This window comes from uncultured Porphyromonas sp. (assembly GCF_915070105.1).
GTDB lineage: Bacteria > Bacteroidota > Bacteroidia > Bacteroidales > Porphyromonadaceae > Porphyromonas.
In genome coordinates, this window is record NZ_CAJZFJ010000036.1 from 1 (window position 1) to 22,295 (window position 22,295).

The 22,295-nt window shown below is 55.5% G+C and carries 20 protein-coding genes; 4 read left to right on the forward strand and 16 right to left on the reverse strand.

Annotation, left to right across the window (positions count from 1 at the left end):
• Positions 1–443: 443 nt before the first annotated feature.
• The 7 genes from hemW to QZ554_RS04990 form a co-directional block, all read right to left on the reverse strand.
• Positions 444–1,571, reverse strand: a complete 1,128-nt coding sequence (gene hemW / locus QZ554_RS04960) for a radical SAM family heme chaperone HemW (protein WP_297194764.1) — start codon at positions 1,569–1,571, stop codon at positions 444–446.
• A 9-nt stretch (positions 1,572–1,580) separates the two neighbouring features.
• Entirely contained in the window at positions 1,581–3,197 is a 1,617-nt protein-coding gene (locus tag QZ554_RS04965) for a family 10 glycosylhydrolase (RefSeq protein WP_297194765.1), read from the reverse strand.
• 8 nt (positions 3,198–3,205) lie between these two features.
• Positions 3,206–4,048 (reverse strand): pantoate--beta-alanine ligase, encoded by an 843-nt coding sequence (panC, locus tag QZ554_RS04970; protein ID WP_297194766.1) that lies wholly within the window; start codon positions 4,046–4,048, stop codon positions 3,206–3,208.
• A gap of 46 nt (positions 4,049–4,094) precedes the next feature.
• On the reverse strand, positions 4,095–5,114 hold the full coding sequence (locus tag QZ554_RS04975) for an aspartate-semialdehyde dehydrogenase (protein ID WP_297194767.1): 1,020 nt from the start codon (positions 5,112–5,114) through the stop codon (positions 4,095–4,097).
• Positions 5,115–5,418: 304 nt separating this feature from the next.
• Positions 5,419–5,823: a transposase gene (locus QZ554_RS04980; protein ID WP_297194768.1), complete on the reverse strand. Its 405-nt coding sequence runs from the start codon at positions 5,821–5,823 to the stop codon at positions 5,419–5,421.
• A 17-nt stretch (positions 5,824–5,840) separates the two neighbouring features.
• A complete protein-coding gene (locus tag QZ554_RS04985; protein WP_297194769.1) occupies positions 5,841–6,392 on the reverse strand; it encodes a transposase in 552 nt (183 codons plus the stop codon).
• A gap of 407 nt (positions 6,393–6,799) precedes the next feature.
• Positions 6,800–8,671: a heavy metal translocating P-type ATPase gene (locus QZ554_RS04990; RefSeq protein WP_044168328.1), complete on the reverse strand. Its 1,872-nt coding sequence runs from the start codon at positions 8,669–8,671 to the stop codon at positions 6,800–6,802.
• Between the two features lie 1,053 nt (positions 8,672–9,724).
• Here QZ554_RS04990 and bamD point away from each other — a divergent pair.
• The 4 genes from bamD (at position 9,725) to purB (ending at position 12,882) form a co-directional block, all read left to right on the forward strand.
• A complete protein-coding gene (bamD, locus tag QZ554_RS04995; protein WP_297194770.1) occupies positions 9,725–10,531 on the forward strand; it encodes an outer membrane protein assembly factor BamD in 807 nt (268 codons plus the stop codon).
• Between the two features lie 47 nt (positions 10,532–10,578).
• Positions 10,579–10,905: a DNA-directed RNA polymerase subunit omega gene (locus tag QZ554_RS05000; protein ID WP_297194771.1), complete on the forward strand. Its 327-nt coding sequence runs from the start codon at positions 10,579–10,581 to the stop codon at positions 10,903–10,905.
• 34 nt (positions 10,906–10,939) lie between these two features.
• Complete coding sequence (locus QZ554_RS05005; protein ID WP_297194772.1) at positions 10,940–11,398, forward strand: DUF4293 domain-containing protein; 459 nt, start codon at positions 10,940–10,942, stop codon at positions 11,396–11,398.
• Between the two features lie 143 nt (positions 11,399–11,541).
• Entirely contained in the window at positions 11,542–12,882 is a 1,341-nt protein-coding gene (gene purB / locus QZ554_RS05010) for an adenylosuccinate lyase (protein ID WP_297194773.1), read from the forward strand.
• 428 nt (positions 12,883–13,310) lie between these two features.
• Here the strand turns inward: purB and QZ554_RS05015 are convergent, their stop codons facing one another.
• From QZ554_RS05015 to QZ554_RS05055, 9 genes are all read right to left on the reverse strand, one after another.
• Positions 13,311–13,886 (reverse strand): superoxide dismutase, encoded by a 576-nt coding sequence (locus QZ554_RS05015; RefSeq protein ID WP_297194774.1) that lies wholly within the window; start codon positions 13,884–13,886, stop codon positions 13,311–13,313.
• Between the two features lie 88 nt (positions 13,887–13,974).
• Positions 13,975–14,427, reverse strand: a complete 453-nt coding sequence (locus QZ554_RS05020; RefSeq protein ID WP_297194775.1) for a CYTH domain-containing protein — start codon at positions 14,425–14,427, stop codon at positions 13,975–13,977.
• 25 nt (positions 14,428–14,452) lie between these two features.
• Positions 14,453–15,574, reverse strand: coding sequence for a DUF2027 domain-containing protein (locus tag QZ554_RS05025; RefSeq protein ID WP_297194776.1), 1,122 nt, complete (start codon positions 15,572–15,574; stop codon positions 14,453–14,455).
• A 16-nt stretch (positions 15,575–15,590) separates the two neighbouring features.
• Positions 15,591–16,592, reverse strand: a complete 1,002-nt coding sequence (locus QZ554_RS05030; protein ID WP_297194777.1) for a hypothetical protein — start codon at positions 16,590–16,592, stop codon at positions 15,591–15,593.
• A gap of 145 nt (positions 16,593–16,737) precedes the next feature.
• Positions 16,738–18,027, reverse strand: coding sequence for a phosphoribosylamine--glycine ligase (gene purD / locus QZ554_RS05035; RefSeq protein WP_297194778.1), 1,290 nt, complete (start codon positions 18,025–18,027; stop codon positions 16,738–16,740).
• Between the two features lie 41 nt (positions 18,028–18,068).
• Positions 18,069–20,240, reverse strand: a complete 2,172-nt coding sequence (locus QZ554_RS05040; protein WP_297194779.1) for a DPP IV N-terminal domain-containing protein — start codon at positions 20,238–20,240, stop codon at positions 18,069–18,071.
• A 208-nt stretch (positions 20,241–20,448) separates the two neighbouring features.
• Positions 20,449–20,871 carry a 6-carboxytetrahydropterin synthase gene (locus tag QZ554_RS05045; protein ID WP_297194780.1) on the reverse strand — a complete coding sequence of 141 codons (423 nt, stop codon included), beginning with the start codon at positions 20,869–20,871 and terminating at the stop codon, positions 20,449–20,451.
• Between the two features lie 236 nt (positions 20,872–21,107).
• On the reverse strand, positions 21,108–21,359 hold the full coding sequence (locus QZ554_RS05050; protein ID WP_297178301.1) for a type B 50S ribosomal protein L31: 252 nt from the start codon (positions 21,357–21,359) through the stop codon (positions 21,108–21,110).
• 212 nt (positions 21,360–21,571) lie between these two features.
• A complete protein-coding gene (locus tag QZ554_RS05055; protein ID WP_297194781.1) occupies positions 21,572–22,060 on the reverse strand; it encodes a pyridoxamine 5'-phosphate oxidase family protein in 489 nt (162 codons plus the stop codon).
• Between the last annotated feature and the right edge of the window lie 235 nt (positions 22,061–22,295).

The window sequence follows — 22,295 nt, forward strand, 5'->3', positions numbered from 1 at the left end:
GAGCAAGTGACTCTTAATCACTGGGTCGTGAGTTCGAGCCTCACCGGGGTCACCACAAAGGAGACTGCATCATCCGATGCAGTCTCCTTTTGCTTTTGTGCCTGTATGATTAGAGTGAGGATTGGGCTTCTTCGTTTGTCTTTCGGTGGCGGAGGGCTATGTTGCCTTCTTTGTCGAAGGTTGCAGAAGCTACTATTTAGAGGTAGTGTGGGGCTTGGGGTAGAAGTAGTTGTTCCCAGAATAGGAGGCTTGGTAGCCTCTGACCAGAGCCTTTAGAGGGGAGGGGACTAGAGGTGTTGGTGAGTGTGCAGGTAGGGGAGGTGTTAGCAGTGCTCTCCCTTGGGCACTATGTGGAGGGCTAGTTGCTCTCTATTGGGGAGCTTTACTATGCTCTGAATAGCTTTTCTTTTGGCTAGCCATCCTCTTGCCCTAGTCGCATCCCCTTAGTCAAAGAGCTCGGCGATGATCCCATCCGAGACGAAGATCCCGCTACGTGTTAGGTGGAGCTTGTCCCCCTCTAGGGCGAGGGTGCCTGCCTCGATGAAGGGCTGGGCTAGCTGGCGAAGGCGACTCGTGGCGACGTCCCCAAACCGCTCTCTGTATGCCATGATAGATATTCCCCACTGTGTCCTTAGACGTGTCATGATGTATTCGTGCTGTAGCTCCTCGGGGCTTAGGTGCTCCTCGGTATATAGCCGCTCTCCACGCAGTAGGGATTGGGTGTAGCCCGAGAGCGAAGGATTATTGTACGAGCGAGACCTTTTCCCATCATAGCTGTGCGCCGAGGGCCCAAAGCCGAGGTAGGGAACACCCTGCCAATAGCCCGTGTTGTGTCGGGCATAGCACTCGGGTAGGGCAAAGTTCGAGATCTCGTAATGTTCGTATCCAGCTCCCTGCATTCGGTCGATGAGTAGCTCAAAGAAGGCTAGACTATCCTCTTCGCTTACGGGCTTGACCCGACCAAGCTCTACGAGTCGTGTGAGGGCTGTCCCCTCCTCGTAGATGAGGTGGTAGGCCGAGAGATGGGGTGTGCCAATTGCGAGGAAGTGATCGACGTTCTCTGCCCAGCGGGATAGAGTCTGTCCAGGTAGTCCGTAGATAAGGTCTAGGCTTAGGTTCGTGATCCCTACGGTTCGTAGGGCGGAGACGGCTTCGTGTACTTGCTCGGGAGAATGCCGTCGCTGCAGGAAGGCAAGGTCATCAGCGTGGAAGCTCTGTACCCCCATGCTTACCCTATTGATGGGTAGGGCAGCCAAGCCCTCGGCATAGAGAGGGGTGACATCATCGGGGTTGCACTCGATCGTGACCTCTCCATCCGAGGCTCGGGGATAGAGCCGATCGATCTGCTCAAAGATGCGCCCTAGCTCCTCGATGGTGAGCTGGGAGGGGGTACCGCCACCTAGGTAGATGTGCTGTACCTCCTCCCCCTCTGGTAGTTCGCCCCGCCGTAGAGCTAGCTCCGCAAGGAGGGCTGTGACGAAGTCTACCCTAAGCCGACTGCTCGTCTGGGTATAGAAGTCACAGTACGAGCAGCGACTAGCGCAGAAGGGTATGTGTAGATAGAGGTTCATCCCTGAGGTCTATCGCCGAGAGTGGCGTATCTCCTCACGTAGGGCAGCGAGGTTGAGCTCCAGCCCTTCGGTACAGGGCGTGGAGACCCCGAAGGTATTGACTGCCTCTACACCTAGCTCGATACAGTCGTAGTCAATGAGGTCACTCATCACGAGCAGGCAGTGTGGGTCACGTAGAGTGGAGGAGAGTAGCGAAGCTTCACGGCGACCATGTGCGTCTGTCGTTACTGCCCACAGACGATAGGTCGTACCATCGGCACTTGCCTCTCGGGGCATAGACCAGCGCACGAGGATCGTCCCATCCTGCCCTACTGCCGCGTCGAGATGCTTAGGGGCAGCGGGCTTGTGTGCTAGTCCTCGGGGGTAGGCAAGGGGTAGTGCAGGGTGCTTGAAAGCCTCCTGTATGATCCTACGTACGGCAGGGAAACGACCGCCCGTATGTGTCTCTCTGAAGAAGCATACACCCGCTAGCCCCTCCTCACGGGCCAGGTCTATTTGTTCCTCGATGACTTCGCTTGGCCAGCCAGTCTCCTCGATACGGTAGGGAGCTAGGCCTGGGACTACGGGGATATAGGGGGCGACGAGCTCCTTCCAGTCTCGCAGGAAGGGCTCGAAGAGCACATCACGGTAGTACATCATCGGCACGACGAAGTCTACGAGCCCCTCCTTGCCCCACGTGACGGGGTCCTGATAGACGGACTCGTAGGCTGTCCAGCCATGGGGACGGCCGAGGTCAGGGATCTTCTGTAGCTTGCCTAAGGGGGCGACGCTGACTAGGGCTTGGGAGTGGATGCTCCTGAGCGAGTCCCGCACCTCACGGAGCTGTTGGGTGAGGTTGTCTCGGCGCCAGGCCTCCCTCGTGGGATAGCTGAGCCCGTGGGCGATGAAGCTCGCCTTGTCGTTGAACCGCTCGGCCTCCTCGGGGTACCTGAAGTAGTCGAAGTGGATCCCATCCACCGCATAGCGACGCAGGAAGTCCGTGACGAGGTGGGCGACATAGCTACGTACCTCGGGGTTCCCAGGGTCGAGGTGATAGGAGCACTTGTGGTGGATGGCCCAGCTGGGGTGATCCCGCAGTATGGGGTGGGGGCTACGCTTCGAGGAGGCCAAGGGGTAGGTCACGAACCACGCGTGCATACTCAGACCCCGACGACGGCACTCCGTGAGGGCAAATCGTACGGGGTCGTAATCCCCGAAGTACCCCTCGCCCGCTAGACGGCTGGAGAGGGGCTCATAGTCTGTAGGGTAGATGGTCGTCCCGCTGTGACGCACCTGTAGGAAGATCGTATTGTAGCCGTCCTGCTTCAGTCGGTCTAGGATACGGATGAGGGACTCCTTCTGCCTACGTACCCCGTCGGGGGTGTCGGCGCGGTCCTTGGGCCAGTCGAGCCCGTAGACGGTAGTGAGCCAGACGGCACGCATCTCCTCACGGATGGAGTCTCCGGTGGGGCGTACCCAGGGCTTGTGCTCCACCATAGAGCCCTTGTCCTCGGGTTGCTGAGGGCTCGTCGGGTGGGGCTTCGTAGGAGGGATTTCCTCGGGCACGCTCCGCCTAGCTCCACAGCCAGTGAGAGCTAGAGCGAGCGTGAGGGAGGCTGCGAGGGCAAGGTGCTTGGGGTGCAGCATGCCGCTCTCTAGTAGTAAGGGATGTTGTCGATGAGACGTACCTCACCGCAGTAGACTGTGATACAGCCGTGGGGCTTCGGGCTGTCACTCCACTGGGTGATGGGCTGTAGGCTGTCGGTATCCACGATCTCGAAGTACTCTACACGGAGCTCGGGGAGGGCATTGATCTCCGCCGTGACCCGCTCGATCACCTGCTGTGGGGTATGGTCTTGTCTCCAGCTACGGCTCTCCGCTAGGATGCGGTAGATGTTGGGGGCTACGGCTCGTCCCTCCTTGGTGAGTAGGAGGTTGCGGCTACTCAGGGCGAGCCCATCCGCCTCACGGACGATCGGGCAAGCGATGATCTCCACAGGGCTCTGGATGAGGTGACTCATAGCACGCAGGACAGCGATCTGCTGGAAGTCCTTCTCGCCGAAGTAGGCGCAGTCGGGGCGCACGATCTCGAAGAGGCGGGAGACGACCTGCATGACCCCGTTGAAGTGTCCGGGGCGGTACTTCCCCTCCATGACCTCGGCTACGGCGCCGACGTCGAAGTGGCGGGTGTCGGGCTCGGGATAGATCGTCGAGACCTCGGGGGCAAAGAGTGCCGAGGTACCTACGGAGCTAAGTAGGGCGCTGTCGGCCTCCAGGGTACGTGGGTAGGTCTCGAGGTCACGAGGATTGTTGAACTGTGTGGGATTGACGAAGACGCTCACGATGCAGCAGTCGTTCTCCTGTAGTGCCCGCTTGACCAGGCTGAGGTGTCCTGCGTGTAGCGCTCCCATGGTGGGGACGAAGGCGATGCGGTGTCCAGCGGCACGCTCTGCCGCTACGAAGGCTTGTAGGCCCTCGATGTGCTGATATATATTCATTATCGGTATAGTAATATAATAATGAGTAGTAGGTTACTTAGTTTACTTAGTGTCGCTTGCCGATCACTCCCTCGGCGACGAGGTACTCGGCGATCTGTACAGCGTTCAGTGCTGCACCCTTCTTGATCTGGTCAGCGACGCACCAGAAGGCTAATCCACGAGGGTTGGCTAGGTCACGGCGTAGACGACCCACGTAGACGGGATCCTTCTCCGCTATGAAGAGAGGCATGGGGTAGACCTGATCCTCGGGCTCATCCTGCAGGACGATGCCGGGGGCACGGCGGAAGGCCTCACGCACACGATCCAGCTCCAGAGCCTCCTCGGTCTCTACCCAGATAGCCTCGGAGTGTGCACGGGTCACGGGGACACGTACGCAGGTAGCGCTCACCGAGAGGGAGCTGTGCATGATCTTGCGAGTCTCGTGGTACATCTTGAGTTCCTCCTTGGTGTAGTCCCCGTCGGCGAAGACGTCGATCTGAGGAATGAGGTTGTAGGCAAGCTGGTAGGCAAACTTCTTGACCTCGGGCTCCTTGTCCTCGGCTATGGCACGGATCTGCTCGTCTAGCTCAGCCATACCCCGAGCGCCTGCCCCGCTGGCTGCCTGATAGGTCGCCACATGGACACGTGTGATGGGGGAGAGCTGGTGGATGACGTTGAGGGCGACGACCATCTGGATGGTCGTACAGTTGGGGTTGGCGATGATCCCACGTGGGCGGACGAGGGCATCGGCTGCATTGACCTCAGGGACGACGAGGGGGACGTCCTCCTGCATGCGGAATGCGCTGGAGTTGTCGATCATGATCGCCCCATGGCGTGTGATCGTCTCGGCATACTCGAGGGAGACACTCCCCCCAGCAGAGACGAAGGCTACGTCAATATCACGGAAGTCATCGTTGTGCTGGAGCTCACGGATGGTGTACTCCTTGCCACGGAAGGTGACCTTGCTCCCTGCACTACGAGCCGAGGCAAAGAGCTCTAGGCGATCTATCTTGAGGCTGCGCTCGCTGAGTACTCTTAGGAACTCCTGGCCGACGGCTCCACTTACACCGACGATTGCTATGTTCATTCTTTTCTCTTGGGCTTATCTTTAGTTGATGCTACTTTAGGCGACAAAGGTACGAAGAAACGTACAGAGCCTCTTCCCCTTTTGCCTTTCTCGTCTGGGCTAGGGTAGGTGCTCCATTGTCAGAGCGGGGGGGGTGAGGACGAGAGCCTACATTATATATGAGACCATTGCGCAAGCCCACCTCTTTGCAGCTTCGACCTCCTTGCCTCGAAAATCGGAGTCTTAGGCTGAGAAGTGAGATGCCTGTCTCTCCCCCTTGCCCCCTCTCGGGAGGATCATCCTCCCGAGAGGGGGCTTTTCTGGGCTATTTGATGCTTTGGAGTACAAGAAGCTTGGGCATACGCTTTAGATTGTATGCCATAGCTTCCAAGATATTCTGTGTATGCGTTCGCTCAAGCCCTCGGTAACGACATCGCCCTCCTGAAAACCACCTTCGGATACTCCCAAAGGTACGCTCGATTAAACAGCGCATTTTGCTGATGACGTTATTCAGTTCACGTTGGCGCTCTGTGAGCTTCATCCCCTTCTGCGCCTTGAGCATAATCCCATCAATCAAGCCGTGCTCAAAGAGACAAGCCGAGTTCTTCTTGCTACAATAACCTTTATCGGCAAGGACACTAACGCCCTGCGTAAGCTCAGCCTTCTCTATCAGCTCGGGCAATACCACCGTATCGGCACAATTGGCTGGCGTGGTAATTATGCTCTCCACCAACCCTTGCCCATCGGTCAGCACGTGCTTTTTATATCCGTAGCGACCCCTGGTTGGCGGCTTTTCAGCTCATACTGATAAGCCTGTTCTTGGGCTTGCTCTTCTTCGGTGCGCAAGTCCTCTCGGTCGTCTGCCACTTCGATGAGGATACTTCCATCGGGAGCGTGCGGGCTATCCACAATGCTCGCATCCACGATAGCTCCTTGGTCAATACGGCTAATCCCGTGCTTCTTGAACTGCTTATTCAGCTCGCGAAGGAGCTTGTCCATAATTCCCAAGCGAGTCAGTTCAGCCCGAAAGCGACAGATGGTGCTGTGGTCTGGAGCTGGAAGCCCCATATCCAAGAGGAGGAATTCGCTGAAGAGGAGGGAGTCGTTGATCCGTTCTTCGACTTCGTAATCACTCAGGCCGTACCAGGTCTGAAGCAGTAGGATCTTGAACATCATCAAGGCATCATAGGCTGGATTGCCTGTGGCGTTCTGGGTCTTTGTATACTTCTTGTTGAGTAGTGTGCGAATACCTCGCCAGTCAACGCAAGCGCTGATCTGTCGAAGGAACGAGTGCTTCATGCGGTCGCGACGCACCTGTGTATAAACTTGAAGGAAGCTCGGGGCGGATTCTGTCTGCTTAGTAGGCATAGCTATACGACTATTTTATCCATGAAGATACTAAATATCAGAAATATACGCAAATGGAATAGACCTGAGTCCCCTCCAGTGCCGTGCAATGGTCTCATATAGAACGAAGCTAGCCCCTCAGTGATAGCTCGTTCGTTATTGGCATCTAAGGCGTTGGTCGCCTCGTCCAAGAAGATGAATTGTGGATTTTTTGTACACCATTATTGGCAAACTTCTTCTTATTTCCTTCTCCTTTTCGATGACTTGCACAAAAAACCATAATGATAGACGATGGAAATTTGGGGAATTACATGCTATCATTATGGCTCTTTAGTTAGTTGGCATTTGTGGCCAGATTGTTATTTCAGAGTCCTAGCTGCATTCAGCACAACAAGCACCGTTACACCAACATCAGCGAATACTGCCATCCACATGGTAGCCAGTCCGAAGAAAGCGAGGATGAGCACTGACATTTTGATGCCAACGGCAAACCAAGTGTTCTCCCTTGCGATGCGCAGTGTGCGTCGAGCCTGACGGATAGCTACGGCTATCTTCGACGGCTTGTCGTCCATCAACACCACGTCGGCTGCTTCGATGGCGGCATCACTGCCCAGTCCGCCCATCGCAATGCCCACATCGGCACGTGCTAACACGGGAGCATCGTTGATGCCGTCGCCAACGAAGGCCATTGTCCCTTCTGCATTCTCTTTGAGAATTGTTTCCACTTGACTCACTTTGTCGCCTGGCAAGAGTTCCGCATGATATTCCGCAAGTCCAACGGTCTTAGCCACATCGGCAGCCACTTCTTCCTTGTCGCCCGTGAGCATCACCAATCTCTTCACACCTTCTGCCTTGAGAGCATTTACCGCATCAGCGGCATCCTCCTTAATTTTGTCTGACACTACAATATGACCTGCATATTCTCCATCGATGGCAATGTGGAGAATGGTACCCACTTTTTCACAGGGTTGCCACTTTGCGCCCACGCTCTCCATCAAATTCGTATTACCCACACTTACCGACTTGCCATTTATACGAGCCGTCACGCCCTGTCCAGCCGTCTCCACTACGTCCTTTACATCGCAGCCGTCGTTTTTGTCAGGAAAAGCCTTGCGAATGCTGAGGGCAATGGGGTGCGTGGAATATCGTTCCACATGAGCAACTAAGTGCAATAATTCATTGGGGGCAATATTTTCGGGATGAATAGCAGTAACGTCAAACACACCGTGTGTCATGGTGCCAGTCTTGTCAAAGGCAATCGTGCGCACCTTTGCCAATGTCTCCATATAGTTAGAGCCCTTAATGAGCACACCCTTTCGCGATGCTCCACCGATGCCTCCAAAGAAAGTGAGAGGCACGGAGATAACGAGAGCACAAGGGCATGACACTACAAGGAATGTGAGAGCGCGATAGATCCACACGCTCCACAACTGCCCATTGACGAGCAACGGTGGTATAACTGCCACCAACAAGGCAAGTACAACTACTATGGGCGTGTATATTTTGGCAAACTTGGTGATGAATTTTTCGTTCTTCGACTTATTTTTTGTGGCGTTTTCCACGAGGTTGAGCACCTTTGCCGCCGTGCTCTCGCCAAATGCCTTGGTTACTTTTGCTGTCACCACACCATTGAGATTTATACATCCCGACATGATGTCATCGGCAGGGCGAATGGTACGCGGTACGCTCTCGCCTGTCAATGCAACTGTATTCAGACTTGATGCACCATCGATAACGATACCGTCCATCGGTACTTTCTCTCCTGGTCGAATTACAACGATGTCGCCTACCTTCACCTCTTCGGGATTCACGTCCACCAGCTCTTCACCACGCTTTACATGGGCGATGTCGGGACGGATGTCCATCAGCTGAGAGATACTCTTACGGCTTCTACCCTCGGCAAAACTTTCAAAGAGTTCGCCCACTTGAAAGAAGAGCATCACAAACACCGCTTCAGTGAACTGTGGTTCTGCCCCCGGCATAAAACCGATGCAAAGGGCCCCTAATGTAGCTATAGCCATGAGGAAGTCCACATCCATGCCCTCGCCATGTGCAATGTCCTCGGCAGCTTCCGTTAGCACGTCGTAGCCCACAACCAAGTAAGGCACAAGATAGACAAGCAATAGTTGCCATATCAGCAGGTTCATTGTCCGTTCTACCAATACCGATCCTACTAAGAGTACACTAGCAGAGATTATCCTTATAAGTTTGTTTCTATTTTCCTTTTCCATAATTTCCACAACTTTTGTTTTTGCAAATATAGGATATATCTTTTGCAACTCAGTTGCAAAGATTCCCTACATCTGCACATTCCACCCTAAAGTGCAACAGTCTAATATAGGTAGCGCATAGGGTCTAATATAATATAATGTAGGGTGTTTGTGTCAATGCAGAGGAGACAATATATATATAGGTATAGTGGGGAGGGGTCTGTAATGTAGGGTGTTTGTGTCGATCCAGAGGAGACAAATATATAGGTATAGTAGGGGGGCTGTATGGGGAAAAGTAGGGGCGAATGTGCGCAAGGTCGCTCGTCTTAGGTAGGCTGTCGGGAGAGGGGGCGCGAGCGAGGTGCTGAGGCTGGTGTCGTTTAGCGTGTTTATGTCGCTGTCGTATAGTGTGTTTTGTTCGTTGTTGTGCCGTGCCTGTGAGGTTCATTCCGAGGGGGTGTCTACACACTACTTGAGAGCCCTTGAGAGGACTCGGTATGATCGCACCAATCACCTTACATAGGTGACGAGGACGCTCTTACCGAGAGCGCAAGTGCGCTCTCGGTAAGAGCGTTTTGGCTCTCTCGTAATGCCCGATACAGAGCGAGTTAGGTAGGGGCTCGGGAGCACTCTTTGACCCTCGTGGCTATGTCAGGCAGGAAAGAGGTCGGGAGCGCCCAGGCGAAGCCCCCGCCTTCCCCAGTGTCCACTCGTTACTCCGCCCTAGTCGGGAGGGAAGGAGAACTTTCTGCGAGTGCCTACTTGATCCTCTCGGGCGACTTCTCCCTTCCAGCCTGCTCCAAAGAGGGTGGGGGCTTTCCGAGAATGTCTGCTTTACCCCTTGCCGATACCTGCCCCTCCTCCGTTGTGCGAGCTCGCTACGGCATCTGTGTGGGGAAGGGGTGGGAGACGTGTGTCGAGCCTCCCTCCTCGGGGGGAAAGAGAGGGGTTAGGGGTGCCTTCGCAGGAGGGGGCACGCAGAGCGCCTAGGGGTACGTTATATAGGAAAGTAACAAAAGTCGTATCTTTGCAGAGCCCAGTCTATCTGGCTGTGCAGTGACGAGATAAATAAGTATGATCAAGAGACTTTGTGTAGCTTGCCTCGGGCTCATCCTCCTCTCCTCGTGTGGAGAGTACTATCGTGTGCAGAAGTCTACAGATGTGAGTGAGCGGTATTCCTACGCTAAGAAGTGCTATAACGAGAAGCGATACGCACGTGTCGTCAGCCTCATGGAGGATGTTGTACCCTCGCTGGTAGGGACGACCGAAGGGCCACAGAGCACCTACCTGCTGGCTGATGCCTACTTCAACGAAGGGCAGGAGGCCGATGCCGCACGCTACTTCCAGAACTACTATACAAGCTATCCCAAGGCTCCGATGGCTGAGGAAGCTCACTTCAAGGCAGGCTATTGCCTCTACCAGGCTTCGCCCGATGCCCGTCTCGACCAGTCGATGACCCTCGGTGCGATCAAGGAGCTACAGACCTACCTCGACCTCTATCCCAAGGGGGAGCATGCTAGCACCGTGCAGCAGATGCTCTTCGCCCTACAGGACAAGCTCGCCTACAAGGAATATCTCGCAGCCAAGCTCTACTATGACCTAGGCCTCTACCTCGGGAATAACTATGAGTCCTGTGTCATCACGGCTCAGAATGCCCTCAAGGACTATCCCTACACCAAGCATAAGGAAGATCTCTACTTCCTCATCCTACGTGCCAAGCAGGATCAGGCAGAGCTGAGCGTCCCCGAGAAGCTCCAGGAGCGTCTACGTGACGTCATCGACACCTACTATGCCTACATCAACGACTTCCCCGAGGGTCGCTATCTCAAGCAGGCACAGCGTATCTATCAGCGTATGAACGGACGTAAGTCTGCCGACTAGTCTGAGCCGACAGCCTATTATATATCAAGACAATCGATAAATAAAATATGCCCAAGTACAGAAAGAATGTACCGACCACCACGATTAGCCGTGATATGGTCCGTCTCAGTCAGGATACTGAGAACATCTATGAGACAGTGATGATCATCGCCAAGCGAGCTAACCAGATCGCTGCCGAGACGAAGCAGGAGCTGGAGACGAAGCTACAGGAGTTCACCATCTTCACAGACGATGCTCAGGAGGTCTTCGAGAACCAGGAGCAGATCGAGCTCTCTCGCCAGTACGAGCGTCTACCTAAGGCGACCCTCATCGCTGCGAAGGAGTACGAGGACGGCGACCTCTACTACAACATCGCTGGTCGCACTAAGAAGTAATCTCCCCCCCTTCCCCCTCTCTATCTCTACGACTATGTGGCAACGAATACAGACCTTTTGGCTCCTCATCGTAGGGGTGCTGATGGCTCTCTTCGCCTTTCAGGACGTGGCGATCTTTACGCTCCCCGAGGGAGTCTACTGCCTGCTGAGCAACTGGAATATCTACAGCGGTACTGATGGTACGCCACAGCACAGCGTTTGGGCGATCGGCGCGCTGAGTATCCTAGCGAGCCTCAGTGCCTTTGGTCTGATCTTCCTCTTCAAGCGCAGGATGCTCCAGATGCGTCTGACGGTACTGCTACTGTGCGTGATCCTAGGTGAGCTGATCTATATCGCTTGGGTATGCTGGCAGTTCTGCTCGGCCAATGGAGCTAGCTTCGGGATACGCTTCCCACTCGCACTACCGATCATCTGCCTGCCCCTGCTCTATCTAGCAGCTCGCAGGATGATCTACGATGAGACCCTCATCAGAGCCTCCAGCCGTCTACGCTAATGCTCGCCACTGGCTCATCCACTAGATGATGCACCTCTACTCTCCTCATAGCGAAGCCTAGCCCCTCCCCGAGTTCGTGGGGAGCAGGTTAGGCTTCGTCGCTTATGCTTGCACACACCTTTGTTTAGTATTCTTCTCTAGTCATGCAATTAGATTCCCTACAGGCTATTTCCCCGATCGATGGACGCTACTGGTCTCAGGCCGAGGCACTCGTCCCCTACTTCTCTGAGGAGGCACTGATCCGCTATCGGGTACGTATCGAGATCCTTTACTTCATCGCTCTGAGCGAGGAGCTCCCTTCGCTGAGCAAGGTGCTCAACGAGGAGCGTATCGAACACCTCCACGACATCTACCTGAGCTTCACCAGCCGAGATGCAGCACGTATCAAGGAGATCGAGCGTACGACGAACCACGACGTCAAGGCCGTGGAGTACTTCATCAAGGAGCGGTTCGATGCCCTCGGGCTGACCGATGAGAAGGAGTTCGTCCACTTCGGGCTCACCTCGCAGGATATCAATAACACCGCCTTCCCGCTGATGATCCGAGAGGCGATAGAGCATGTCTTCCTCCCCGAGCTCGGAGGACTGATCGACCAGCTGAAGTTCTACGCTGGAGAATGGTCAGGGGTGTCCATGCTCGCACGCACCCACGGACAGCCTGCCTCGCCCACCCGCCTAGGCAAGGAGCTGGAGGTCTATATCTATCGTCTGGAGGAGCAACTCAAGGGACTGGATGCCCTACCCCATACAGCGAAGTTTGGGGGTGCGACGGGCAACTTCAACGCTCACACTGTGGCCTATCCCAGCCACGACTGGAAGCACTTCGCCACGGAGTTCGTCCATCGTCTCGGTCTGCAGCGTGAGGCCTGCACGACACAGATCTCCAACTATGATCAGCTCGCTGCCCTCTTCGACATCCTCACCCGCATCAATGTAATCCTCATCGACCTAGCTCGGGACTTCTGGATGTATATCTCTATGGAGTACTTCAAGCAGCAGATACGCCCCGGAGAGGTCGGCTCGTCAGCTATGCCCCACAAGGTCAATCCCATTGACTTCGAGAACGCAGAGGGCAACCTCGGGCTGGCCAATGCTGTCTATGGCTTCCTTGCCCGCAAGCTCCCCATCTCCCGCCTCCAGCGAGACCTCACGGACTCCACAGTCCTGCGTAATGTGGGTGTGCCTATGGCGCACAGCATGATCGCTCTGAAGAGCCTTCGCAAGGGGCTCGGCAAGATACTCCTCAACGAGGAGGCTCTGCGCCAAGACCTAGAGAATAACTGGGCTGTCGTAGCCGAAGGCCTGCAGACCATCCTGCGCCGAGAAGGCTATCCCAAGCCCTACGAAGCCCTCAAGGAACTGACCCGCACCAACGAGCATATCACCGAGCAGTCCATCTACGACTTCATCGAGTCCCTCTCTGTGAGCGCCGAGGTCAAGGAGGAGATGCACCGTATCACTCCCCACACCTATACGGGCGTATAGCCCATCGCTGAGCCCCTCGGTGTAGGGCGTGCTATCCCTCGGTGTTGAAGGTTGCCCCTACACACCATGCGGGCAAGTGAATCCCTACTGCAGGGCATATCACCAGCCTAGTGCAGGATAGATGGAGCCCTCGGCATCGGATCAGCCTGCCCAGCGCCGAATGTGGCGGATACAAAGCTCCTAGCATAGGGCACACTTAGAGCCCTTGGTGTAGGATACAAATAGAGGAGGCTACCCCCAAGAGCATACTTGGCTCGGGGGTAGCCTCCTTTGTCATTCGTGTTATCCCCACTCGGTGCCGTGTGGGGGATAAGTCCCTACTGGGTGGGGATAAAGAGAGAGGCCATACCCCGATCTGTGGGGTATAGCCTCTACGATGGTAAGAGAGAAATAGAAGTAGGGGGAGCGTCCTGCGCTCTATCCGGGGGCTAGTAGCGAGAAGCGACTACCTCCCAGTCAATGATCGCCCATACATCCTTGACGTGGTCTGCACGGCGATTCTGGTAGCTGAGGTAGTAGGCGTGCTCCCAGACATCGATCCCCATGAGGGGGCGGAGACCATGTACGATGGGGTTGCTCCCGTTAGGCTCCTTGGTGATCACGAGCTCACCATCCTCCTTAGCAGCAAGCCAAGCCCAACCCGATCCGAAGAGGGTCGTGCAGGCGGTGAGGAACTCAGCCTGGAAGGCCTCGAAGCTACCCCACTTTGCTACGATCGCATCGAGGAGTTTGCCCTTAGGCGCACCACCAGCGTTGGGAGCGAACTGCGTGAAGTAGAGGTTGTGGTTGAGGAGCTGGCCAGCATTGTTGAAGATCGGCCCCTCGCTCTTGCACACGATTTCCTCGATGGTGGCATTGGCAAACTCTGTGCCTTCAATGAGGGAGTTGAGGGTATTGACATAGCCAGCTAGGTGCTTGCCGTGGTGGAAGGAAAGGGTCTCGGCACTGATAGCGGGCTCCAGAGCGTCAGGTGCGTAGGGGAGCTGAATGAGTTCGAACTTCATCGATGATATTTCTTTTAATGAATGATTGTGTTAGCTAAGTGTCCCACTAATCTGTGGGGCTTGCCTTTTGATAACCGCCCTAGATAGGCTATTGTTTCCTAGCTAGCATAGCATTGTAGTAGCGAGGGTCTCCTGTGACCTCCTCTCCTACCCATGGTGGGAGGTCATATTGCTCGCCGATAGAGGAGAGCTCGATCTCCGCTAGGACGAGTCCCTCATGCCTGCCGGTGAAGATATCGACCTCCCAGGTGTGCCCTCGGTAGGGGACGAGGTGACGCACCTTGCTCAGGCGGTGAGAGCCACAGAGCTCGAGCAGTGAGCGGGCATCCGCTACGGGGATCTCATACTCGTACTCATCTCGGGAGAGCCCCGAGAAGTCACTGCGTCCCTTGATGGTGATGAAGCCCTGCTCGCCCCAGAGGCGTATCCTCACGGTAGGGGGCTGGGCATGGAGATAACCTTGGTCTATGGGGATGACCTCAGTGGCCTCTCGGACGAAGTCCATGGAGGTGACGAGGTACTTGCGCTCAATCTCTTTCATTAGCTATAGGCTTAGTTCGTGTTAGTTAGCGGATCGTGACCTGTGTGGCGCCGAAGCCGTATTCTCTGAAGGAGGCATCCTGATAGGTGCAGCTCCGATAGCGTTGCTTCAGTTCGCGCTCCAGCGAGCTCCTGAGGACTCCATCTCCCTTGCCGTGGATGAAGATGATCTTCATTCCCTTCTGCCCGAGGTGCTCCCGCATGACTCGGTGGAAGTACTCCACCTGATACTGGTGTATATCTGCACTGGACATCCCAGTGGTCGTCTCTAGGAGCTCATGTGCATGGAGGTCTATGACGAGCGGGGCTTGGGTGGAGGGCTTGTGAGGGGCGGCTTTCCCCTTTTCTGTCTGTGGGTGTCCCTTAGCCTTCGGTGCGGGGCTCTGTAGGGCTTGCTCGAGCTCCTTGGTCTCGATGGCGAGCTCTTGGACTGCTTGCCCTCCCTCTAGGACGGGGATGATGAGGGCGTCGTCCTCGAAGAACTCATTGCTCACGAAGCTACGCTGCTTGAAGAACTTCTTCCCATCCAGCTTGACCTCAATGAGCTGAGGTGCCACGAGGCGGAAGGGACGGTGATCGTCATACGGCGTGATCTGTAGAGCTAGGTGCTCGAGGTCATTGAGCTCTGCTGGGGCAAACTCCTCGAGGAAGGTATCGCCATTGGGCTCGATCGTTCCACTACAACGGAGCTTATAGCTGCCCGCTCCCACTCGGCTGAGGTAGGTGAAGTGGAGGCAGTAGTTGCTCTTGTTGATGAGATAGGCTTCGTAGTTCGTCTGCCCCAGCTGGGTTGGGTCTACGGGAAGGAAAGCCAGCGAAGCGAAGAGCTCTCCCCGATCAGGTAGATAGGTATAGGGGAGATCGGTAGGGATGGAGGGCTGTACCTCACGCTTGGGGGCAGCGGGTTGTGGGGTAGGAGGGGTGGAGGGGCGAAGTCTATCTTGGATGGCCTTCGGAGGGCGAATGGCGGGGATGAAGGTATCTTCGGAGTCCACGACGACGCAGTCCTTGAGTGCCGTAGGGATCTCGAAGCCATCTTCGTCCTCGACCCAAGCCGTGTCGCCCGTGATGCGTGCTACACGGCCTCCGCCTACGGCATTGAGAAAACGAACCTGTACGCCGACACGTACGTTCTGGGGATTATTCATTGGATGGATGATGCGATTAGGAGAAGGTGGTATAGTAGGCCTGTGCTAGGGTCATCCCTAGTAGGATGAGCAGAAAGACTGATCGCACGATACGTGCAGGCCTAGGACGTAGCTCCCCAAACCCCTTGGATAATAGTAGTGATAGCGGGGTGATAGCTATCACGAGGAGCTCAGGAGTGCAGGAGCTGAAGATAGCGATCGAGATGAAAAATAGGAGGCAGGATACCTGAAGCGAGACAATCATCCCACGAGAGCGTACCTTCTCACGCTGGTAACGTCCCATATACAGTAGAGTCCCCAACGCAAAGAGGCTGACGATGAAGAGTGCATAGGCAATACTGATCCCCGAGATGAAGGGGAACTGTATCGGGACTAGCCCCTCAATGAGCCCCCATACGTAGATGAGGTACGCATCTAGTCCACCTTGGTACCACAGGACGAAGAGCAGTGGAGATAGGATCCAGGCGGGCAAGGTGAGCCCTAGGAGTACCGCCAGCACATTGCGTAGAGTGATCGTGCGCACCAAGTATTGGGTCGCCATCACACTCAGTACGACGAGGAAGTAAATCGGGTGTACGAGGCATAGGATCCCGATCATAAGTCCCGTGGTAAAGTAAGGGAAGGGGGCTTCACTCCTTCCCTCCTCGCCAAAAGAGGTGAAGAGGATGAGCGTCATCAGTAGGAGGGAACTACTACGAAGGAAGGTCAGCTCAGGCTGGGTTAGTGTTAGGGCGGTGATGAAGAGTAAGGCGGTGGGACGCTCTACCTTGGAGAGCAAGAGGTATCGCTCGCTCATATAGACCACGATGAAGTTGGTCAAGATGAGTGGGGCTACAGCGATCAGGCGTAGCGTGATGGCATTAGGTAGGTAGGGGAAGTAGGGTAGTGGCACGTAGCTCCTATCCCCAACGAGAAAGCTGAAGGGATAGAAGAGGTAGACTCCAAAGAATAGGATCGACCAAAGCGTGAATTCACGCCAGTCTACCTCTTGGTGGCGTGTAGACAGTCTATAGGCCATAGATGATGTCGTTAGTGGAATCCATCCCTCATGGATGAGGAGACAAAGCCCATGGCGCTAAGCCTAGGTAGGGGGCTTAGTCCATAGGCTTTGAGAGGGGGATCCCCGAGATGTTGAGTAGAGTAATCTAGGGAGAGGTAGGGGGCTAGAGGAGCTTGAGTAGATCCTGCCCGATGTCTTGACGCAGAGCCTTGCCCTCGTACTGCACTTGACCAGCTAGGTGATAGCAGGCCTTGAGGGCCTCCTGCAGTGTCGAGCCGAGACAGCTCGCTGTCAGGACACGTCCCCCGCTGGTGACCAGATGTCCAGAGGTGTCACGTGTTGTCCCCGAGTGAAAGAGTGCGGAGTCAAAGGCAGGCTCGTGTGGATAGCTGATGGGAAAGCCCTTGGGGTAGTCGTTCGGGTAGCCCTCAGAGACGAGTACGACGGTGGCTGCATACTGGGGACTCTCCTCGAGCTGGTAGTCCCCCAGGTCTCCCCGAGCCATACGCTCTAGGAGCTCTACAAAGTCCGAGTCGATACGTAGCATCACCGACTCCGTCTCGGGGTCACCCATACGGCAGTTGTACTCGATAACATAAGGGTCTCCCCCGACATTCATCAGTCCGACGAAGATGAAGCCTCGGTAGTCGATACCCTCGCTGCGCAGTCCTTCGATCGTAGGGCGAATGATACGCTCCTCGACCTTATCCATGAAGGCCTGATCCGCAAAGGGCACTGGGGATACAGAGCCCATACCACCAGTATTAGGCCCTGTGTCACCCTCGCCTATGCGCTTGTAGTCCTTGGCTACGGGGAGGATGCGGTAGTCGGTTCCATCAGTAGCGACGAAGACAGAGCACTCAATGCCGGACAGATACTCCTCGATGATGACTCGTGTGCTGGCCTTGCCGAAGCGACCTGAGAGTAGGAGCTGTAGCTCGTGCTTGGCCTCACTGAGGGTCTCACAGATGACGACACCCTTACCTGCAGCGAGTCCGTCGGCCTTCAGTACGTAGGGGGGGCGAAGCTCCTGTAGATACTCCACAGCCTGGTAGTAGCCCGAGCGGTCAAAGGCTCGGTAACGAGCGGTTGGGATAGCATGACGCTCCATGAAGGCCTTGCTGAACTCCTTACTCCCCTCCAGCTGGGCTCCTACCTGATCGGGGCCTACGATGAGGAGGTCTGTCAGTCCCTCCTTGAGTCGTAGGTAGTCCACGATACCTCGTACGAGTGGCACCTCGGGACCTACGACGAGTAGGTCTATGGCTAGGCTACGGATGAGCTCCGCAATGGCTGCGAAGTCAGTGACCCCGACCTCGGGGTAGCAGGTGCCATAGCTCTCCATACCGGGGTTCCCTGGAGCTATGTGCAGGCGGCTCAGTCTAGGGCTACGAGCCATGCGCCACGCTAGGGCATGCTCTCGTCCACCAGAGCCTAGTAGGAGTATATTCATAGAACTCTCTGTATATATGGTGCTATCATCAGCCTAGAGGGCTAGAGATGATCCTTGAAGAAGCGGGTGATCGTAGCATTGAGATGTACACGGTCTGCTCCACGGACGTTATGCTCGTGCTCGGGGTAGATCATGTAATCGGGGTAGGTGCCAGCCTTGACGCAGGCCTCTACGAAGAGCTGGGTATGCTGCCAGAGTACCACGGGGTCGATCGTACCGTGGATGAGCAGGAGGCGTCCCTTGAGATCCTTAGCACGTAGGGCGAGGTTGGAGGCCTTGTAGCCCTCGGGGTTCTCCTGAGGAGTGTCCATATAACGCTCTCCATACATCGCCTCATAGCGGCTCCAGTCCATCACGCCTCCGCCTGCGACACCGACCTTGAAGACCTCAGGGTGGGTCAGCATGAGGTTCGTGGTCATGAAGCCTCCATAGCTCCAGCCGTAGGCGCCGATGCGATCAGCATCTACATAGGGGAGGCTCTTGAGGAAGGCAACACCCTGCATCTGGTCTGCCATCTCGGTGACGCCTAGCTGGCGGTGGATGATCTGCTCAAAGGCAGCTCCACGGGCAGCCGAGCCACGACCATCGACGGTGAAGATCACATAGCCCTGTGTCGCCATGTAAAGATCCCACCCAAGGCTCCCTGCGTGGAAGCGGTTCTGCACGAGCTGTGCATGGGGACCATTATAGACGTAGACGATCGTGGGATACTTCTTTGATGGATCGAGGTTGGTGGGCTTGATGAGACGATAGTGTAGAGGGGTCTTACCATCGGCAGCTGTGATAGTGCCGAGGACGATCTCTGGGGTCTCGAAGCCTGCCACTGGATCTTGTGACTTGTAGAGGGTGAGTTCCTTGCCCGAAGCTGTGGTGACGAGCCTATTCTGACGTACCTCGTGGAGCGCCTCGTAGGTGTCCAGCAGGTAGCGTCCATTGAGGGAGGCTTGTGCTACGTGCCACCCGGCCTGAGGGGTTAGGAGCTTCTTGCCCTTGCCATCGATACCGATGCGGTAGACGACACGATTGATGGGGCTCTGCTCTGTAGAGGTATACAGGAGGGTCTTGCCGCCGTCTGCGAAGCCGAGGAACTCCGTGACCTCATAGTCTCCACGTGTGATCTGCCCGAGGAGCTGACCACTCGTGCTGTAGCGATAGAGATGGGAATAGCCATCTCGGCGTGTCTGCCAGATGAACTCTCCGGGACGTCCAGGGACGAAGTGTAGGGGGTGTTGGGGCTCGATGTACTTCTCGTTTTCCTCTACGAAGAGGGTGGCGAGGTTTGCCCCCGTCTGAGGGGAGTAGCTCTTGAGCTCCATGCGATCCTGACCACGATTGACCTCTGCGATGTAGAGGGTCTTGCTGTCGGGAGCCCACGAGATGTTCGTGAGGTACTTCTCCTTGGGTTCGCCTGTCTGTAGGTAGGTCGTTGTACCTGAGGCAAGGTCGTAGATGCCTACGGTGACGTGGTGGATCGGCATACCAGCCATAGGGTAGTAGAGATCCTGTCGGGTCGCCTTGCGTACGTTAGTGTGTACGATGGGATAGGGGGCGACCATGCTCTGATCCATTCGGTAGAAGGCTAGCTTGCTCCCGTCAGGGCTCCAGAAGAGCCCTCCATGGATGCCGAACTCATTCTGATGCACTGTACGTCCATAGACGAGGGTAGGGCTACCATCACGTGTGATCTGTCGCAGCTGAGGCTCTAGTCCTGCGAGGTAGATGTTGTTCTCCTTGACTACGGCAGCTACCTTAGCTGTGGGGGAGAGGACAAACTCTTGTTCGCCCTTCGTATCCTGCTCGAAGGTGGCTAGGAGCTCACGTGTGCGAGGGTCGATGATATGGTGCTTCTTGGCATAGGTGATGTGCAGGAGGTTACGCTCACGCCCTACGACTTGTAGCGGGGAGAAGTATTTGGCTGGTCGGTCTTTCTTCGCCTCGCCGATGAGGGCTAGTAGCTCGTCTTGGTTGAGGAGGGTATGCTCGGTGCGCTTAGCTCCTGGTGTGCCGATCTTCAGGTCTGTCCCCTCGACGTAGATGTAGTCGTTACCTAGCCATTGTAGGGCTCTGAGTGAGGTAGGACGTAGCTGGCTGGGGGCTCCAGAGGTGTACTCCTCTAGGGTGGGAGTACGTCGGGTCTCCTGTGCCGTGAGCTGGGGGCTCGTGAGGGTCGCGGGGATCATTGTGAGCAGCGTGACGAGCGTTCTTAGTTTCATTGTTCTTGAGCGTATGTAGTATTTGTGTATGAGCAAAGATAGCTATTCTCACTGGCTTATCCACGGGTGGCATGTAGGGGGAAGGTTCATCCCCAGCGACACTCCTGCTACCGATAATATAAATAAGGTATGCTCAAGGAGATATGCGCAGTCGTCTAGATCTGCCGAAGAGGGTCGAGTCAGCCCTGTGGATAGGGGGGCTGGCAAGCTACTCTAGGGAGCAAGTAGCCGAGCACTTGCGAGTCTCATCCACCCGACACGTGACGAGGCGGATGCCTGTGCCCTCGAGCTGCTGCGGCCCGATGACGTGGACGAGGTGGTGGGCGATGTGCTCTGCAGTGGGGTTGAAGGGCACGATACATAGATCCTCAGATGCGATACGCTGGAGCTCGGGGAGGAGTGGATCCTCCTGCCAGATCATAGTGCGATGATCCCAGTGCTCCTCGAGCCACTCGCACAGACGATCATTGATCTCTCCGAAGTCTATGACACGCCCTAGCGCATCGAGGCTACTGGCCTCACAGACGAAGTGTATGCGGTAGTTGTGGCCGTGTAGGTGTCGGCACTTGTTCTCGTGCCCTACGACACGATGCCCCATACTGATGTCGTGATAACGCTCTGCAGTGATCATAAATCGTCCTTCTGTTTGCTTGGTTACTAATAGTTCTATCCGGATTACAAAGATACATCATCTGTACTACCTAGCGAGGGGGCATCCGCTTGGTGCACCGATCGCTCTCCTGTATGATGTCGTCTCTCGTGGAGGGGGATGTCTGGATGTGGGGATAGGGAGAAAAAAGAAGACCCCGAGCTTGTACTTCGCTCGGGGTCTCTATGTCTTGTCCCCATAGTGGGGTACGGTATGTCTTACTTCTTACGGCTACCGTAGCGGCTCATGAACTTGTCTACACGACCAGCCGTATCGACGAGCTTAGCCTTACCCGTGAAGAAGGGGTGTGAGGTGCTAGAGATTTCTACCTTGATCAGAGGATACTCTACACCATCGACTACGATAGTCTCCTTGGCGGGCATTGTGGAGCGAGTGATAAAGATGTCTTCGTTGGACATGTCCTTGAACACCACTGGACGGTAGTTCTCAGGATGGATTCCTTTCTTCATTATTCTTCGTTATAACGTTATATTGTCTTGTCGCTTACTACTTTGTGGTAACTGTATATGAGCGTAATGGACTGCAAATGTACAGATAATTTATTGAATATCAAAGCTCGCATACCTCCATACCCCGCTCCTCCGTCTCCTCCTTGTCCTCATGGAGGGAGTTCCCTTGCCCCTCGTATGAGGCTGTGGTGAGGTCGAGCAGAGAGCTAGGGCTAATGGGGTACGTACTTGCGCTTGCCGCTTAGCTCACTGATGTCAATGCGGATGATCTCGGTGCGGTGGAAGGACTTCTCTGCATATTGCTGCCCCAGCTCCATATCCTCGGGGCAAAGCTTCTCCAGCAGGAGGTGAAGGGCATGCATACGCTCCTCGGCTGGGAGGTCTAGCTGTGCTCTGCCACGTAGGATCACGCTCTCATACTCGGTGGTGAACTTGCTGGGAAGTAGGTGTACACGGCCTACGATGCAGAGGGAGACCTCGCTATGAGCACGAAGGGCGCGGAGCTTCTTGCCCTCGGGGGCACAGTGGATATAGATATGCTCCCCTTCGTCCCAGATATGGCTGATGGGGATACCGTAGGGCTTCCCCTGCTCATCGATCATGGAGAGGACGGCATACTCTGCTGTGCGTAGGAGCTCGAGGGCTCGGGGCTCGTCTAGGAGGCGATCTCGGCGCCTCACCTCATCATTGTTGTACGTCATCTCGTAGTCATTTCTCCCCACGAAGGTACGAAATACCGCCTGCTACACCACCGATAGCGTTCTGATTCTTTAGCTCCCCTTTCGCTCTCTTTGCCGCTCTCTCTGCCACCCCGCTCCATACTTTACCCTATATATAATAATGTATAGGTGTCCATAGCGGCGTGTCTGTGCCAGGGCTGGCGCATGAAATCACTATAGTGCGAGGGCAAGGTCGTCAAGGAGCATACGCCGAAGA